Genomic DNA, 18,089 nt, shown 5'->3' on the forward strand with positions numbered 1-18,089 from the left:
TATCCATTCTAAAACCTAGCAACATGTTTACAATCGCATTAAAAGATATCAAGCAATATTTTAAAGATAAAACTGCAGTATTTCTCTCTCTACTCTTACCCATCGCATTAATTACCATTTTTGCCCTGATGTATGGTGGGATTGGAAAATCGGGAAAATCGAGACCTATAAACTTACTGTTTACTGATCAAGACAAAACCGATCTTTCTCAAGAAGTTTTCTCAAAATTGGACGCTGAAGAAGGTCTAAAGTTAGAACCTAAAAGCTATGAAGAAGCCGAAACCCTAATCAAAAAAGGAAAAAGAACTGCTGTTTTGGTATTGTACAAAGGCTTTCAGGATTCTGTTGAAGCTGGAAAAAAGATACCCATGGAATTGTTTTACGATGAAGCCAAAGAGATAGAAATGGGATTATTGCAGCAAGCTTTATGGTCGAACCTTTTTGGAGTAACCATGAAAAAAGGCATAAAAGGCAAAGTAAATACCTGGATTAAAGATAAAAACCCAGATCTATCTGATTCTGAAATAGAAGATATACAAGCTCAGGTAGCAGAACAATTCGAAGGATTCAACAATTCGGAAGAGCAATCGGAAATTGAGGAGAATTCAGAACTTCCAATGACAGCACTTGTTGGTGAAAAGAAAAATGGAAATCTTGGGCTTGTGCAAGCCATTGCTGGGATTGCAATCATGATGTTGCTATTCAGTGTGTCAGCCAGTGGCGCATCCTTATTAAAAGAAAAGGAAGATGGTACATTTCGTCGATTATTAATTGCTCCTGTTAGTCCTTCTGGAATTCTGTATGGCAAAATGCTGTCAACACTATTTATGGCTGTACTGCAATTGAGCGTAATGTTCCTCTACTCCTGGTTGGTTTTGGGTTTAGATATTTTCATTAACCTTCCCGCACTTATTCTAATGATTCTATGTGCAGCCATTGCATGCTCGAGTTTCGGAATATTTATGGCATCGGTATGCAAAAGCAGAAAACAAGTAGAAAGTTTATCAACTCTTATTATTCTTGTGATTTCGGCTATAGGCGGAAGTATGATGCCTCTTTTCTTTATGCCTGCCATCATGAAAAAACTAGCGGTAATTTCGGTAAACTACTGGGCCATGGAAGGATTCTTTGATATTTTCTGGAGACAACTACCACTTATCGATATTCTACCAAAAATGATAATTCTATTGGGAATTGCTACTGTTCTTACCACCATTTCGGTAATCAGTTTCAGAAGAAATTTATTGAAGATGGTATAGGTAGTGAATGAGTGAATGGGTGAATGGGTGAAAGGTTTGCTTGAAGAAATTAGGATACTCATTGACTTTTTAAAATAAGATAAATCCATCTTTTATTCTTTGAAGATTGACCAGAAACCCGTATCATTGAGAAAATAATAATTGACACAATAAAATGCTATTTCAACAACTCTCTCAATCACCCGTTTTTAGGGGCATTACTCCAGAAGAGATGGAGTCTCTTTTACAGGGTGCACAGTATAAAATTAAGAAATATTCGAAAGGTGATATGGTAGCTTTTCGTGAAGATCGCTGCGAAAACCTAATGATTGTAATGAAAGGCAGTGTAAAAGGAGAAATGCTCGATCCTTCAGGAAAAAGTATAAAAATTGAAGACATCATGGCTCCCTACCCTATTGCCTCCGCTTTTTTGTTCGGACAAAGAAATCAGTTTCCGGTAAATGTAACGGCAAATGAGGATGTAGAAATCTTCTCTTTGGCAAAAGAATCGGTTGTTGATTTGTTTCAGAAGAATAAAGTATTCCTTATTAATTATCTCAATCTAATTTCAAATCGAAGTCAGTTTTTAGCCAACAAACTGATGTTTTTAAATTTTAAAACCATTAAAGGCAAATTGGCAAACTACATTTTAAAATTGGCTGCCCCAGACAAAGAACAAGTTACTCTACCAAAATCACAATCAGAAATGGCACAGTTTTTTGGAGTAACTCGCCCATCCTTTGCCAGAAGTTTAAAAGAAATGGAACAGGAAGGATTAATTGAGACGCATCGAAGAGATATTAAAATCTTAAATAGACAACAACTTATCCGACTTCTTCAGCAATAGGTCATTTTTTTTCAAGAACATGTTGTTTTCTGATTTAAGAAAAAAATTAATTCTTAATTTTGTGGGCTGAAAACAAGGCTTCTCTTTATTTGTTTTTAAAATAAGAGAATTGCTTCGTCTTTCAACTTTTTGATTCTCGGAACCATACGATTTTCAAAAAGATTTTAAAGTCTGAAAATGCAAAATATTTCAAAACAATAAGAAATGCACAATAAAAACAACATTACTGAGAAGATTTATTGGGTAGGAACAAATGACCGTAGAACCCATATTTTTGAGAACTACTGGCCATTGCCAAAGGGTGTTGCTTATAACTCATATGTAATTGTAGATGAGAAGGTAGCCATTGTTGACACAGTTGAAAAAGGTACAATGGATGAATACCTTGACAATATCGAGGAAGTACTTGATGGTCGTAAGGCAGATTACCTAATTGTGAATCATATGGAACCTGATCACTCTGGTTCTATTCGTTCGTTGGTAGAGCGCTATCCAGAAATGAAAATTGTTGGAAACAAGAAAACCTTCCCTATGTTGGAGCGTTATTACGGTGTTAAAGACAATTTAATGGAAGTTAGAGAAGGTGATAGCATCGATTTGGGTGAGCACAAACTGAATTTCTACATGGTTCCTATGTTACACTGGCCAGAAACTATGGTAACATTCGAATCAAACAATGGAATCCTATTCTCGGGTGATGCTTTTGGTGCTTTCGGTACTCTTGATGGTGGTATTTTCGACGACGAGCTTGATTTAGATTACCTTGAAGAAGAAATTAGCCGTTACTATTCAAATATTGTTGGTAAATATGGTCGTCCAACTCAAAATGCATTGAAAAAGTTAGGTGGTTTAGAGATCAAAATGATCTGTGCTACTCACGGTCCGATCTGGAGAACTCACATTGCTGATATTGTTGCCAAATACGACAAGTGGAGCCAGTACAAAACTGATGAAGGATGTGTAATCGTTTATTCATCGATGTATGGTAACACAGAGAAAATGGCTGATAACATTGCGCGTCATTTGGTAAGAAAAGGAATCAAGAAAATCCGTATTCACGATTCATCAAAAACTCACCCATCATACATCATCAATGATATTTTCAGATATCGTGGGGTAATTTTGGGTAGTTGCGCATACAATGGTGATGTTTTCCCAACCATGGAAACTTTAATCAACGAATTAGAGCACATGGGAGTTAAAGATCATGTACTTGGTGTATTCGGATCTAAATCGTGGGGAGGCGGTGGCCTTAAGCGTTTGAATAAATTTGCTGAAAACATTAAATGGGAAACCATCGAAGTTACTCCTGAAGCATTATGTGCTCCAGGACAAGAAGATTTCGATCAGTGTGAAGCTTTAGCAGATGGTATGGCAAAACGTTTAAAAGAATTATATTCGTAAGTAAATCAATACCAGATATACAAAACTCCTCCAAAATTTTGGAGGAGTTTTTTTGTTTTAAAACTGTGGTTGATAAATAAAACCAACTTGCATTCGCATCGAATTGTAATTGTCAGAAATATCAATCGTTGAACTTATTTCTGCAAACATGTACCTTCTTATTTTAATTCGAACACCCGCTGTTGGTACAAACCATGCATTATAATTTAGAAACTTTTGTCTTTCATGATATCTATAATCAGTATATTCATCATCATCATCAGATGGATTTATTGCATGATCTATGAGTGACAAAAAATCCGTTCCAACGCCCAGGAAAGGCTGTACATCACCTTTTATCACATAATACTTTATGTGCAACAACCAAAGGAATTGTTGATTATTGAAATCAACTCGATTGGCTTTGGAATCATTTAATATTTCATCCCAAAACCTTAAATTAAATTCTGTTCCAAAGTAAAACTTTCCATCATTCCACCCCATATTCAGACTGTAAACCTGACCAAAGCTGGCTATTTTTCTTGTATTCCCTATTGTCCAGTTCGGTCCTGCATGAAAGCCAATTTCAAACTCTGTTATCAAATCAAGATCTACTTTATTTTTACTCGTACTTTTTGAATATTGATAGTATTTCTCTTGCGATTGCGATGTTAGCCAGCAAAACATTAACAGAACCAACAGAAGACTATTTTTTTGATAAAACATACCATTAATGAATTAAAAAACAATACCTACTTGTAATCGTGTATAGCTATAATTTCTAGACAAATCGGCACTTAGGCCTACATTACCACATAAATCTTTACCCATTTTCCATCTCAAACCAAAACTTGGAACAAACCATGTATTATAGTTATTTTCTTCTTCATAATAACTGGAATGGTAACAGTCTTCTTCTTCATCTTCCGCTGTTAATATGGCTTCACCAAAACTTATCAAATCTGTTCCACAACCAATATACGGCTGCACATTTCCTTCCCCTAAAAACAGCTTCGTTTGCACTAACCATAGAAAGTTTGTTTCATTAAAATTCAATTCTTTAGCTTCAGGCATTTCCTGGTAATCTTTCCAACTGGTAATACTAAACTCCGTACCAAAATATACTCTACCATTATTGGTCCCAAGATTCATACTAAAGGCATTTCCTCGTCTTGCAAAGTCCTTTGTATCTCCCGAAGTCCATGCAGGGCCATAGTGGAATCCCACCTCAAAATTATCTCCTTTTGATTCTACTTTTCCAGTTTGATCGGTTAATTTTTCGGATGTTTTTTGTCTATCGTAAGAATGATAAACATGTTGTGCCATTAAAAAATTGCTTGTCAATAAGACAATCAGTAAGGATGATAAGCTTTTGTGTTTCATGATTGTAGTTTATTGCTAAACCATTTTAATTATGCACTCCCCTACCTATCATTTTATTTTTTATGATTTTTTAACAATTAATTATTGACACAAAAAAAGCCAGTACAAAATGTACTGGCTTCATCATATATGCTTATGATACTATTTCAAATTCTCTATTGCTGATTTAATTCTTCGAATCGCCTCTGCCATTTGCTCTTCGCTGGTAGCATAAGATAATCGCAAACATTCAGGAGCTCCAAAAGCTTCACCTGTTACGGTTGCAACATTTGCCGTCTCCAATAGATACAAACTCAAATCCGTAGCATTATTTATGCTTACGCTACCATTTGATTTTCCAAACAACTGGCTCACCTGTGGAAACAGGTAAAAAGCACCTTTCGGTTCACGAATTTCAAAACCAGGTATTTCTTTAAGCTGCAACAAGGCTAAATCCCTTCGCTTCTTAAAAGCTGTTCTCATGGATACAACACTCGACTGATCACCATCTAAAGCTGCAACAGAAGCCATCTGAGCAATAGAAGAAGCTCCGGAAGTCATCTGGCCTTGTAGTTTACCACATGCTTTTGCAATCCATAAGGGAGCGGCAATATATCCAATTCGCCATCCGGTCATTGCGTATCCTTTCGAAACACCATTGATCACAACAACACGATCTTTCATATCGTCAAATTGTGCCATACTTTCGTGAGAACCTACGTAATTGATGTGCTCATAAATTTCATCAGACATGATTACGATGTCCGGATACTTTGCAAAAACATCAGCAAGAGCACGCAACTCTTCCTTCGAATACAGGCTGCCCGTTGGATTACTTGGTGAACTGAACAAAAATGCCTTGGTTTTAGAAGTAATCGCCTTTTCAAGCTGATCAGGAGTAATTTTAAAGTCCTGCTCAATGCTCGTTGGAATAAAGACACTTGTTCCTTCAGCAAGTTTTACAATTTCACTGTAACTTACCCAAAATGGCGAAGGAATGATTACCTCATCTCCTTTGTTCACAATGCTCATCATGGCATTGGCAATTGACTGTTTCGCTCCGTTTGATACTACAATTTGATCTGTTGTGTAATCTAATCCATTTTCACGTTTTAACTTATTTACAACAGCCTGACGCAACTCAAGAAACCCAGGTACTGGCGAATAATGTGAATAATTATCATCTATTGCCTTCTGCGCTGCTTTCTTGATATGATCAGGGGTGTCAAAATCAGGTTCGCCAACACTCAGGTTAATCACATCGATTCCCTGAGCTTTCATTTCTCTACTTTTCTGTGACATAGCAAGCGTTGGAGATAATTCCATCGCTGCAATACGGTCCGAAACTTTCAACATTCTAAATTTAATTTAGGGATTTAAAAATTTGGTTAATACTTTTGTTAAAATAATGTCCCCCTGTAAACAAAATATAGTGGTTTTTACAAAATTTTGCTTACTGCATGTAAAGATACTGTTTTTAAACACACAGGGGATGAACTAAAAACAAAATTTTAAACTAAAACCTAAAAAAATGACAGGTATTCTTGAGATAAGTAAATATATATTGCCATCCTTGGTTGTTTTTGCAACGGCGTACTTCGTAATAAAAGCATTTTTTAAAAGAGATGAACAAAAAAGAAAACAAGAAATCTTTCTAAACAACCAAAAAGAAATCACGCCCATTCGATTACAAGCCTATGAACGATTAATTATCTTTTTAGAGAGAATGCATCCTGAATCCTTAATCGTACGTGAGAATGTTGTGGGCTTGAACAATCAGCAATTACAACAAAAATTGGTTGCTGCCATTAGAACAGAATTCGAACACAATTTATCACAACAAATGTATGTTTCTGGTGAATTGTGGAAACAAATAAAAGCTGCAAAGGAAAATATTATTCAACTTATCAATTCGGAGGCATCACAATTGATTCCAACCGACTCCTCTCTTGGATTGAGTAAGGCCGTTATTGAATCGCATATGCAGATTCAGAATCCTGAAATTGACAAATCCATAGCAAGTTTAAAAAACGAAGTGGGCACAATTTGGAATTAAGACATTGATATACAATGAGTAATTTATTAAATACATTTCCACATTAACAATTTCATGCATTCGCTAAAAATTCCCTATTTTTGCGGAACTTTTTAAAAAAATTTGAGCAATGATTTCATTTGACGATATCAAACTAAGTAAGCAAATTAGAATGGCTTTGGATGAAGCCGGATTTGAAAAACCTACTGAAATTCAACACCAGGTATTTTCTCCTGTTCGTTCGGGAAAAGATATTATTGGTATTGCACAAACCGGTACTGGTAAAACTTTGGCTTACTTGATGCCAATATTGATGAAATTGAACTTTGCAAAAGGAATGGATCCTCGTGCATTGATCGTTGTTCCAACCCGAGAGTTGGTTTTGCAGGTTTGTGAAACCATTGAGTTGTTAACTCCTTATATGGATATTCGCACTTTGGGAATTTATGGTGGTGTAAATATCAATACTCAGAAAGAAAAGGTTTATGATGGTGTAGATATTTTGGTTGCGACTCCTGGTCGATTGATGGATATATACATGACAAGAGTTTTGAAGATGTCTCAAGTTAGAACTTTGGTAATTGACGAAGCTGACAAAATGATGGATCTTGGATTCATGCCTCAATTGAATGCCATTTTTGATATCTTACCAGAAAAGCATCAAAACCTATTGTTCTCAGCAACTTTTTCGGATACAGTGGCTAAAATGTCGGATGACTTCTTATTTCTACCGGAAAGAATTGAAGTTGCTCCACAGGCAACAACCGTAAAGAACATACATCAAATTCAGTATCGTGTTCCTAACATTTTAAGTAAGGTGAACTTGTTAAAGCACCTATTGGAGGACAAAGAAGAATTCAACAAGGTGATGGTTTTTACGGAAACCAAGAAAAATGCTGACCGAATTGTAGACAGATTAGAAGAAATTCTTGGGGAAGAACTAAGTGTGATTCACTCCAACAAAGCTCAAAATACTCGTATCAATGCTTTGAATGCTTTTAAAGAAGGCAGAGCAAGGGTTATGGTTTCTTCGGATGTTGCAGCTCGTGGTATCGATATTGAAGATGTGAGTCATGTAATCAACTTTGATATTCCTACCAACTATGTAGAGTATGTTCACCGTGTAGGTAGAACTGGTCGTGCGGAAAAAGAAGGTACCGCAATTAGCTTTGTAAATGAAGGCGAAGAAGAATTGATGGAAAAAATCGAAGATTTGATTCGCAAGCCTGTTTCTCTTGAATCTGTTCCTTTAGACGTTGAGATCACTTCACAACTTTTGGAAGATGAGAAAAAGCAAACTAGAAATATCAAGGTAAAAAATACGATTAGACGTGATACCGGAGCCTTCCATCAGAAAAAAGCCAAGAACATGAAAACTCCTTCAGGTTCGAAAGGCCGACAAAAGCAATTAGAAGCTCAAAAGAGAAATAAAAAGAAAAGACGTAAATAATCTCCTATAAATGATTTTTGTATTTCGAAAATTCCATTTCTATCGGAATACAAAAATCTTATAAGCTTCTCCCCCTCTCTTTTTCTATAGGAAACATCTATATTCCTATAAGTTATGCATGATTCTTTGTTAAGATTTGAATTGCTATACTTACATTTTAATTGTAAATTACAGCAAACCCCTAGTCTTTACTATCATGCTATTCAGGTCTCCCCTCTTAAGTAGAATATTAAATTGGATAAATAGTCTACCTATTAAATCAAAACTAATTTTATTACTAACTGCAATCAATCTGTTTGCTATTCTTGCCATTACATTCATTACTCTAAATGGTGCGGATTTACTGAAAAACAGCTTACTCACCAATCTTGAGAACAGCTTTCAGCAAAACAAACGATCCTATCAAGAATTATCACACAAAGCCATACAGAATCATATTAATGAACTCGATCTGGAATATCAAAAGTACATTGAACATTACGGAAATAACATAGCCAATGAAATTGCTCAGTTTTTATACCAACGCGATGACGATCTTCTGCTGTTGGCAAAACTTCCTCTTTCAAATAAAACTTTTGAAAACTTCTTAAATCAGAGAACCTCACAAATTCGTATTCAAGGTGAATATTTCTATGATGAAATTTTTCACAAGTGGAAAATCAAATCAACACCTCCTCAAAAATCTGATACAATTCCTATTCCCCTGGAACAAAATAAACACTTTTTCAATTACAATCCTCCCTACAGCATTAACACTCGTGAAATTCCTATATACAGGGAAATTAGCTTCTTCGACCTGTCGGGACAAGAAAAAATAAAGTTTGGGAACATATCAAACAGCTTGAATAATATCCGTTACAAGAAAAATACCTACATCCAATCGGAGAACTATTTTAGTGCAATACAAAATCTAAAAAAAGGTGAAATTTACATTAGTCAGCTTATTGGTGCTTACGTTGGCTCACGTATTCGTGGGATTTACAATAAAGAGAATGCAATAAAAGCAGGAGAAGATTTTAATCCTGAAAAATCTGCTTTCGCAGGAATTGAAAATCCAAAAGGAAGAAGATTTGAAGGCATTATTCGCCTGGTAACTCCCTATTATCAAAACAACAATAAGATAGGCTATATTTCTATTGCACTCAATCACCGACACATCCAAGAATTTACAGATTACACATCTCCCATAATGGGTGAAAAAAGGGATATTCCAAATTCAGAAACTGCCAATTACTGTTATATTTGGAGCAATGAAGGACTGATAGTTAGCCATCCCAAAAACTACTACATCATGGGCTACGATCCACAAACAGGGAAACGAGTTGCTCCTTGGATGGATCATGAATTATATGAAAATTGGAAAGCTTCTAAAATTACCGACGCATATACGTTCCTGGCAAGTATCCCAAAATGGCAGAATCCAAAACAGTTGAAAAAGCCATCCAAAAAACAGCAAGTTGATTCTGCCCAAATGGGACTCGACATGCGCTACTCAAAGGAGCCAATGTGGACAGGATATGGGCTGTTCCAAATAACAAAAAATGGAGGTTCAGGCTCCTATCAATATTACTGGGACAAAAAATGGAAACTAACCGCTGTCTCTCCCATACCATACTACACGGGGAGATATGCAAAATCAAAACGTGGTTTTGGAATTGTTTGTCTTGGCGCCGATGTAAAAGAATTTCACAAAGCAGCTATCGCTACAGAACAAAAGACCGATGAAATAATTGCTAAGGGGAATGAATCTATGAATCAAAGTTTAGATCAAAGTAGAAACTACATTCTTAATTTTGCAGTAAGTACCAAGAAAAATTTCGGCCTGATAGCAGCAATTGTATTCATACTTGTTATTCTTGTTTCTATAGGTATTTCGGTTTACCTGAGCTCGAAACTGGAAAACCTAATCGTTGGAACCAAAGAGTTTGGGAAAGAGAACTTTAGCTACAGAATTCCTCATAAATCAAGAGATGAAATTGGCATATTGGAAGCTGCTTTTAATTTAATGGCTGACAAGTTGCAAGCCATATATAACAAACAAAAACAAACCCAAAAGAATCTAATTGAACAAAATGCTAAGTTAGAATACACAAGCTATTTCCTAAATCAGTTGAAAGAACACTCCCCAGATGCCATACTTGTACATTGCCCAGACGGAGAAATACAATCCATAAACAAGACTTGTGAAGATTTATTGGGCTATTCTAAAGAGGAAATTCTTGAGGTAAATATTCAAACACTAAGCACTCCTCCTTATTCACAAGAAGAGGCCTTGGAAAAAATAAAAACTGCTCTGAATAGAGGAGGAAATGAATTCGAATGGTGTCTTCAGAGTAAATCAGGCAAAAAAATCCCAAGCATTGTTAGAATGAGAAAAATCGTGGTTGAAAACGAAGACTACGTTCTTTCCTTTATTACCGATATCAGAAAACGTAAAAAAGCTGAAGCTGAATTAGCAAAAGCACATCGTCAATTGACAGACATCATCGAATTTTTACCTGATGCCACTTTTGTAATTGACAAGGAAAAAAAAGTGATTGCCTGGAATCGTGCTTTGGAAGATATGACATTCATTTCGAAATCTGATATGCTAGGCAAAGGAAACTATGAGTATTCTATTCCTTTTTATGGTACGCGCCGTCCTATACTTATTGACCTGATAGGTAATGATGATTCAGCACTAAAAGACAAGTACAATAATGTAAGTGAAAAAGGCCAATACATAATGGGTGAAGTATATGTACCTTCCTTATATGGTGGAAAAGGTGCTACAGTAAGAGTAACAGCCTCACCTCTAATCAATGAAAAAGGTAAAATGTATGGAGCCATTGAATCGGTTAGAGACATATCACATTTAAAAGAAGCAGAGGAAAATTTAAAAAAATCTGAAGAAAAATTTAGAACAATTTTCGATCAGGGAGTGCTGGGAATTTTTCAAACTACATTGGATGGAAAATTTATCAACATCAATAAAGCTCTTGCCAAAATGATAGGCTATGATCATCCTGAAGAAGTTCTCTCTTCTGCTAATAAAAAAACTCATGAAATATATCTTTATCCTGAGCGAAGAAAATTAATCATTGATAAATTAATGAAGGTTGGTAAGTTAACAACCTATTCAGAGAAACTCAGAAGAAAAACAGGTGAAATATGGACAGGAAATATCAATGCCCGATTGGTAAGAGATTCCTTTCAAAACCCTCTTTATTTAGAAGGTTTTATTGAAGATGTTACAGCCCTAAAAGAGTATGAAGAGCAACTGATTAAAGCAAAGCATAAAGCGGAAGAGAGTGACAGGCTAAAATCAGCCTTTCTGGCAAACATGAGTCACGAAATCAGAACTCCTCTTAATGGTATTCTTGGATTTTCGAGTCTTTTAACCTCCGACAATCTAATGCCTGAGAAAAAAGATAAATTTATTAATATCATTAACCAAAACAGCAACCAGCTAGTTCGAATTATCAATGATATTCTGGATTTTTCAAAGATTGAGATAGGTCAACTTGTAATTAATAAAACCAAATTTAATGTAGCTGATCTGCTTACTGAAATTTATACTGCCTCCTTAGAGCTACTAAAAGAAAAAAACAAAAGTCATTTACAATTCATTCTTGATCTTAAGCCTGAACTTACCGAAACACAAATCAACTCTGATAGAGTTCGAATCAAACAAATCCTTTCAAATATTGTAGAAAATGCGATCAAGTTCACCTTAGAGGGATCAATCTCTTTTGGATTTGATATAAAGGAAAATACAGGCATCCAGTTTTTTGTACAAGATACGGGAATCGGTATCCCTTCCGATATGAGCAAGGAGATCTTTGGTAGATTCAGGCAGGTAGAAGAAGATCACACCCGAAACTACGGTGGCACAGGTTTGGGTTTATCCATTTCAAAAGAGCTGTCGAAGTTATTGGGAGGCAAAATTTGGTTCGAATCGACACATAATGAAGGTACTATATTTTACGTACTCATTCCAATCAAATAAAATGATAATGCAAGTCTCGAATAAACAAAAAAAACAGCCGGACTTTACAAGTCCGGCTGTTACTATATATGAGATGATATTTCTTATTTAATCATATCAACGCTACGCTTCACAAATTTAGCAAGCTCCTCACCCTTTAACATGTTGTTAGCCAACAATGCAAGGTCAATCAACTGTTTTACCAATTGGTTGTCTTTACCAAACTCATTTAGTAAACCTTCTTTCTCTGCATTTACCTCGGTAATTTGCTTCTGAATGTCAGTCATTTTATCCTTTTCCTCCTGAGGAACTTCTTCTTCTTTCTTGTCTTTCTTCAAAGCTTCCAAAGCATCTCTCTCTTCGAAAAGTGGAGTCAGCTTTGCTGAAACATCCGTAAGCTTATCACTTAGCTTCGCATCCTTATCTTTCAAAATGGTGCCCACCAATTCGTGATCGGTATTTACAACCAAATTGTATGAATCTGGCATTTCACCATAGAATCCCATTCCAGCATTCATAGCAGCCATGTCTTTCATACGACGCATAAACTCAGCCTGAGTAATCATTAATGGTTGTGCTTCCTCTCCTAAGGATTCGAAAGTAACCATATAATTCACTCCTTCGGTTGGCAATTGCGAGTTGAATACAGGAATCAAATCCGTTTTTTCTTCTTCTGATAATTTCGATTCTTTTACTTCATCTTTTTGGATCAACTTGTCAACTACATCAGAATCAACACGAACATATTTCTTGTTGGTATCTTTCTGCTCCAGGTGGTTGATAATGTGATTGTCTAGCTGACTATCCATCAACAATACATCATATCCTTTAGCTTTGGCAGCCTCAACATACGAGAACTGAGCATCCATATCGGTTGCATAAAGGTTAATGATATTGTTGTCTTTATCAGTTTGATTTTCCTTGATGATTGCTTCGTACTCTTCCAAAGTGAAGTACTTTCCTTCAGTATTCTTGATCAAGAAGAATTTCTTGGCTCTGTCGAAGAATTTTTCTTCAGTCAACATTCCGTATTCAACAAACATGCGAAGATCATCCCATTTGCTTTCAAACTCGGTACGATCTTTCTTGAAAATGTCCATCAAGCTATCAGCCACTTTTTTGGTAATGTGATTCGAAATTTTCTTCACATTTCCGTCTGACTGCAAGTAAGAACGAGATACGTTCAATGGAATATCTGGTGAGTCGATCACACCGTGTAGTAAAGTCAAGAATTCAGGAACGATTCCTTCTACCGAATCAGTAACAAAAACCTGGTTGCAGAACAACTGAATTTTGTTCTTCTGAATTTCTACACTGTTCTTGATTTTTGGGAAATATAGAATTCCTGTTAGGTTGAAAGGATAATCAACATTTAAATGAATGTGGAACAATGGATCCTCACCCATTGGGTACAACTGCTTGTAGAAATCTCCGTAATCTTCTTCTTTCAAATCGGCTGGCTTCTTCGTCCAAGCTGGGTTTGTATCATTGATTACATTATCTTCATTTGTTTCTTCTTCCTTACCATCTTTCCACTCTTTCTTTTTACCGAAAGCAATCTCTATTGGTAAGAATTTACAGTACTTGTTCAACAATTCCTGAATACGGCTTTCTTCCAAAAAGTCTTTTTCTTCTTCAGAAACATGCATTACAATATCAGTACCTCTTTCTGCCTTCTCAACTTCTTCAAGTGTGTATTCCGGATTCCCTTCACAGCTCCATTTCACTGCTTTCGCACCTTCCTTATGAGAAAGGGTTACAATATCTACTTTATCAGATATCATGAATGAAGAGTAGAACCCTAAACCAAAGTGACCAATAATGGCATTCGCCTGATCTTTGTATTTATCAAGGAATTCCTCTGCTCCAGAGAATGCAATTTGGTTGATATATTTTTCGATCTCTTCCTGAGTCATACCAATACCACTATCGGAAATGGTAATGGTTTTAGCTTCTTTATCAATGTTCACACGAACAGTCAGGTCACCCAATTCTCCTTGGAATTCGCCAGTTGAAGCTAAAGTTTTCAACTTTTGAGTTGCATCTACTGCATTGGATACAATCTCTCTCAAAAAGATATCATGATCCGAATACAAGAATTTTTTAATAATCGGAAACAGATCGTTACTGGTAACACCAATTTTTCCTGTTGACATAGTTATATTGTTTTTAAAGATTAATTTTCAATTTTACTCTTGCCTTTAGTCAAAGCCTGTGCCATTACAATAATTATGACATTAAGACAGGAAAGATGAAAAAAATGCAGAATTCTGTCAGCTTTGTCTAATAAAAACGTGCAAAAACTTCATTTTTTCTAATATCATCAAAATTCATGATTGATTTTTATGAATTAACTAGCCAAACATATATTTCGGTACGCTGTACCACTTTCCATAATATTTTCTAATGGCTACAAATATTTTCGGTGCTCTGCACCATACAAAAGTTCAATTAAAAGAGATAAAATAAGCAGCAGATCTGCGAAATATTTGTAGAATTAATAAGCTAAAATAGTATCTAGGTGCAGAGCACCGAAATCTGTTATTTGTTGCAAGTTATTTCTTGTCATTACATACCACCAAAGCTGTTAAAAAAACATAAAACTTCTTAAACCGTTTAATAAAAATCTATAGTTTTCATAAATTCACATTTAACTTGATTATTTATATTATTAATCCTAATAAATAATCTATTATCTAATAAATTCATTTTTAATAATATCTAATGCGTGTTTCTATTCATTCAAACACCATAAATATGATAGAACTGTAACAATAAACCTACTAAACCGTCACACATTTATTAAACAAAGCCAAACATGACAAAAATTTACACTATCATTCTCTTCTTCCTGATTTCTTTATCGGGATATTCTCAGAAAATTAGCGGTAAGATCACAGATTTAGAAGGAAAACCCATTCCTTTTGCCAACATTTACATCAAAGAGCTGGCAACCGGCACCACATCAAATATCGATGGAGAGTATTATATGGATCTTGCAAAAGGAACATGGAACTTACATTACCGATATCTCGGGTATCAGACCAAAGAGGTTGTGGTTAACATGACAGAAAACGACCTGAACATGGATGTTGCCCTGGCTCCTCAAACCTACCAGCTAAAAGAGGTTAAGGTACTGGCCAGTGGCGAAGATCCTGCTTACTATGTAATGCGTAAAGCCATTGCAATGGGCGATTATTACACCAAACAGGTTAGCGAATACAACAATATGGTTTACCTGAAAGGATCGGGAAAAGTAACCAGCGTACCCCGATTATTTAAAAAGAAACTCGCAGAAGAAGGCATTACCGCAGGCAAAACTTTCGTAACCGAAAACATTTCAAAAATTCACTTCGAATTGCCTGATAAGGTGAAGGAAGAGGTTATCTCCATACGTTCATCTGGTTTGGGCGAGCAAGCTGATCCTATGCAGTTTATTACTGCCAACTTGTACAATACCAAAGATGACGGATTCATCTCTCCGCTCGATAAAACTGCTTTTGCAGTGTACCGTTTCGAGCTTGAATCTGTTTTTGAAGATCAAGGACGAATGATCAACAAAATTAAGGTAACACCCAGAAGAAAAGGGAAAGATTTGTTTCGCGGTTACATCAATATTGCCGAAAACTACTGGAACATTCACTCTGCCGATTTAAAATTGAATTTACCAATGACCGATGTGCACATGCATCAATTGTATGCTCCGGTAAAAGAAGAGGTTTGGATGCCGGTAAGTTTCGATTTCAACATCAAATTTAAAGGCATGGGCTTCGGGTTGGAAGGCATGTATGTTGCCTCAATTAAAGATTATCAGATTACTTTAAATCCTGATTTGGATCATGATTACCTTAAAAAACTGGACATCTCGAAAAAGCAGGAAGAAGCACAAGTGGCAGAATTGGGCAATCAGGAATCGAAAGTATTATCGGTAAAAGAACAAAAGCGCAAGCAAGAAATTCAAACGCTTCTGGAAAAGGATGATATGAGCAATTCAGAAATGCGCAAATTGGCTCGCCTAATGGAAAAGGATACCGAAAAACCTAAAAAGGAAAAGGTGCGAGAGCCATTGGAAATCAAAATTGAAAAGGTAAAAATGGCCAAGGATGCCAAAGACAAAGACTCCTTGTATTGGGCAGAAATGCGCCCGATTCCTTTATCGGCAGATGAAAAAATTAGTTTCGAGAAAAAGGACTCCATGGAAATTGTTCGTAATTCTCCAGAGTATAAGGATTCGGTTAGAATTGCCAATCGCAAATTTAAATTCAATCACCTACTTTTTGGTAAAACATACAAATACAAAGAATCGAACTCAAATTTCACTACTCCAGGATTGTTAAGTTTCGATAAAGTATCATACAATACCGTTCAGGGATTTACTTTTAATGCACCATTTCGATATACCAAATCCGACACTTTGGGGCATTTGTTCACTTTAAGTCCGGATTTCACCTATGCATTTTCAAGGGAACATCTCGATTATTCCTTAAGCACATATTATCGTTACAACGGATTAAAACGATCCTACATCGGTTTTGGTTTGGGAAGCAAAGCTGTCGATTTTAATGGAAAAACGGGTATCGATCCACTTCTGAATGCCATCAGTTCATTGTATTTTAAAGACAATTACATGAAACTGTACGATAAAAACTATATCAACATTTGGCACAATACCGATTTGGCAAATGGCTTAAGATTATCTGCACGTGTTGAATATGCAAATCGAAAGCAGTTGTACAATACCAACTCATGGTACATTTCCGATCCTGATGATAATGAATATACCATCAATATTCCTGAGGGAGTTGATCCTTTATTGGTACAGGATAACAAATCATTTAGTGTTGAAGCAAAATTGGAATACACCCCCCGACACAGATATTCTATCGAAAAAGGTGTAAAACGAATGACCTGGTATCACAATCAACCAACCTTTGGCTTAAGATACAAACAAGCCATTAAAGATGTTTTCGATTCGGAGGCCGATTACTCCTTGCTAGAAGCCTCGATAAGACAAGAGTTTGAAACCGGATTTAATGATAGATTATCCTATAACATAAAAGCCGGAAGCTTTCTAACTAGTGACAACATGCACTTTTCGGATTTTAAACACTTTAATACCAGCAAGCCTACTGTAATGTTGGGCGGTGGTTTAAACACTTTCCGTTTGTTGGATTATTATCAGCATTCAACCACCGAAGATTATCTTGAGGCTCACCTGCAATATGAGTCTGACCGATTCTTACTGAAACGCTTGCCAATTTTGAACAATTCATTGGCCATTCAGGAAAGAGTATTTGCCAACTACCTAACTCACGAAAACAAGAAGAACTATTGGGAAGTGGGTTACGGATTGTCGCAAATCTTCCTTTTTATGGATGTTGAAGTCGTTTGGAGTTTCGATGGCAAGCATCACAGAGATACTGGTGTGAAATTGAAATTTAATTTTTAAAAACAATTCAAGAATATCATTAAGAAAGCCTGTCAATATCACAAATTCTGACAGGCTTTCTTTTGCAGTCATCCTCCGACTATTAGCGCCATGTAATATCGGGGTATGACTAAATTATAAACTTAATTGATACCCTCACTTTGAGTGAGAGCATCAAAACAAAAAAAGAGCCCTTGTCATTAGCAAAAGCCCTTTGTGATTCTTTGTGAAATCCTTCGTTTCCCTTTGTGATAGATTTTTCTTTGCAGATATAAAATTGATAACCTCACTTTGAGTGAGAGCATCAAAACAAAAAAAGAGCCCTTGCCATTAGCAAAAGCCCTTTGTGTTTCTTTGTGAAATCCTTCGTTTCCCTTTG

General features: G+C 35.9%; 11 protein-coding genes. 7 read left to right on the top strand and 4 right to left on the bottom strand.

The features are described 5' to 3' along the window. Positions 1 to 23 precede the first annotated feature (23 nt). The 3 genes from NQ163_RS18000 (at position 24) to NQ163_RS18010 (ending at position 3,489) form a co-directional block, all read left to right on the top strand. A complete protein-coding gene (locus NQ163_RS18000; RefSeq protein ID WP_268191723.1) occupies positions 24 to 1,259 on the top strand; it encodes an ABC transporter permease in 1,236 nt (411 codons plus the stop codon). A gap of 154 nt (positions 1,260 to 1,413) precedes the next feature. Next, complete coding sequence (locus tag NQ163_RS18005) at positions 1,414 to 2,085, top strand: Crp/Fnr family transcriptional regulator (protein WP_268191724.1); 672 nt, start codon at positions 1,414 to 1,416, stop codon at positions 2,083 to 2,085. Positions 2,086 to 2,289: 204 nt separating this feature from the next. Then, complete coding sequence (locus NQ163_RS18010; RefSeq protein ID WP_110359251.1) at positions 2,290 to 3,489, top strand: FprA family A-type flavoprotein; 1,200 nt, start codon at positions 2,290 to 2,292, stop codon at positions 3,487 to 3,489. A gap of 57 nt (positions 3,490 to 3,546) precedes the next feature. Here the strand turns inward: NQ163_RS18010 and NQ163_RS18015 are convergent, their stop codons facing one another. From NQ163_RS18015 to NQ163_RS18025, 3 genes are all read right to left on the bottom strand, one after another. After that, a complete protein-coding gene (locus NQ163_RS18015; RefSeq protein ID WP_268191725.1) occupies positions 3,547 to 4,194 on the bottom strand; it encodes a hypothetical protein in 648 nt (215 codons plus the stop codon). A gap of 12 nt (positions 4,195 to 4,206) precedes the next feature. Beyond that, on the bottom strand, positions 4,207 to 4,851 hold the full coding sequence (locus NQ163_RS18020) for a hypothetical protein (protein ID WP_268191726.1): 645 nt from the start codon (positions 4,849 to 4,851) through the stop codon (positions 4,207 to 4,209). 141 nt (positions 4,852 to 4,992) lie between these two features. Continuing rightward, the gene (locus NQ163_RS18025; RefSeq protein ID WP_268191727.1) at positions 4,993 to 6,186 is read right to left on the bottom strand and encodes a pyridoxal phosphate-dependent aminotransferase; all 1,194 of its coding nucleotides are present in this window, start codon (positions 6,184 to 6,186) and stop codon (positions 4,993 to 4,995) included. 175 nt (positions 6,187 to 6,361) lie between these two features. On the opposite strand from NQ163_RS18025, the gene NQ163_RS18030 reads away from it, so the two are divergent. The 3 genes from NQ163_RS18030 to NQ163_RS18040 all read left to right on the top strand — a co-directional run bounded on the left by NQ163_RS18030 (position 6,362) and on the right by NQ163_RS18040 (position 12,303). Next, positions 6,362 to 6,886 (top strand): DUF7935 family protein, encoded by a 525-nt coding sequence (locus NQ163_RS18030; protein ID WP_268191728.1) that lies wholly within the window; start codon positions 6,362 to 6,364, stop codon positions 6,884 to 6,886. 109 nt (positions 6,887 to 6,995) lie between these two features. Beyond that, positions 6,996 to 8,315: a DEAD/DEAH box helicase gene (locus tag NQ163_RS18035; RefSeq protein WP_268191729.1), complete on the top strand. Its 1,320-nt coding sequence runs from the start codon at positions 6,996 to 6,998 to the stop codon at positions 8,313 to 8,315. A 196-nt stretch (positions 8,316 to 8,511) separates the two neighbouring features. Further along, positions 8,512 to 12,303 carry a sensor histidine kinase gene (locus NQ163_RS18040; RefSeq protein ID WP_268191730.1) on the top strand — a complete coding sequence of 1,264 codons (3,792 nt, stop codon included), beginning with the start codon at positions 8,512 to 8,514 and terminating at the stop codon, positions 12,301 to 12,303. Between the two features lie 83 nt (positions 12,304 to 12,386). On the opposite strand, the gene htpG is transcribed toward NQ163_RS18040, so the two are convergent. Further along, complete coding sequence (gene htpG, locus NQ163_RS18045) at positions 12,387 to 14,438, bottom strand: molecular chaperone HtpG (protein WP_268191731.1); 2,052 nt, start codon at positions 14,436 to 14,438, stop codon at positions 12,387 to 12,389. Between the two features lie 662 nt (positions 14,439 to 15,100). Between htpG and NQ163_RS18050 the strand changes: the two genes are divergently transcribed. Continuing rightward, positions 15,101 to 17,731, top strand: a complete 2,631-nt coding sequence (locus NQ163_RS18050; protein ID WP_268191732.1) for a DUF5686 and carboxypeptidase regulatory-like domain-containing protein — start codon at positions 15,101 to 15,103, stop codon at positions 17,729 to 17,731. Positions 17,732 to 18,089: the final 358 nt, after the last annotated feature.

It is taken from the genome of Marinifilum sp. D737, from assembly GCF_026672275.1.
Lineage (GTDB): Bacteria > Bacteroidota > Bacteroidia > Bacteroidales > Marinifilaceae > Marinifilum.

Excerpts from the sequence above, each read along its gene's own strand:
- htpG (WP_268191731.1), bottom strand. The coding sequence starts at position 14,438 with ATGTCAACAGGAAAAATTGGTGTTACCAGTAACGATCTGTTTCCGATT.
- NQ163_RS18035 (WP_268191729.1), top strand. The coding sequence starts at position 6,996 with ATGATTTCATTTGACGATATCAAACTAAGTAAGCAAATTAGAATGGCT.
- NQ163_RS18025 (WP_268191727.1), bottom strand. The coding sequence starts at position 6,186 with ATGTTGAAAGTTTCGGACCGTATTGCAGCGATGGAATTATCTCCAACG.
- NQ163_RS18015 (WP_268191725.1), bottom strand. The coding sequence starts at position 4,194 with ATGTTTTATCAAAAAAATAGTCTTCTGTTGGTTCTGTTAATGTTTTGC.
- NQ163_RS18000 (WP_268191723.1), top strand. The coding sequence starts at position 24 with ATGTTTACAATCGCATTAAAAGATATCAAGCAATATTTTAAAGATAAA.
- NQ163_RS18030 (WP_268191728.1), top strand. The coding sequence starts at position 6,362 with ATGACAGGTATTCTTGAGATAAGTAAATATATATTGCCATCCTTGGTT.
- NQ163_RS18050 (WP_268191732.1), top strand. The coding sequence starts at position 15,101 with ATGACAAAAATTTACACTATCATTCTCTTCTTCCTGATTTCTTTATCG.
- NQ163_RS18040 (WP_268191730.1), top strand. The coding sequence starts at position 8,512 with ATGCTATTCAGGTCTCCCCTCTTAAGTAGAATATTAAATTGGATAAAT.
- NQ163_RS18005 (WP_268191724.1), top strand. The coding sequence starts at position 1,414 with ATGCTATTTCAACAACTCTCTCAATCACCCGTTTTTAGGGGCATTACT.
- NQ163_RS18010 (WP_110359251.1), top strand. The coding sequence starts at position 2,290 with ATGCACAATAAAAACAACATTACTGAGAAGATTTATTGGGTAGGAACA.
- NQ163_RS18020 (WP_268191726.1), bottom strand. The coding sequence starts at position 4,851 with ATGAAACACAAAAGCTTATCATCCTTACTGATTGTCTTATTGACAAGC.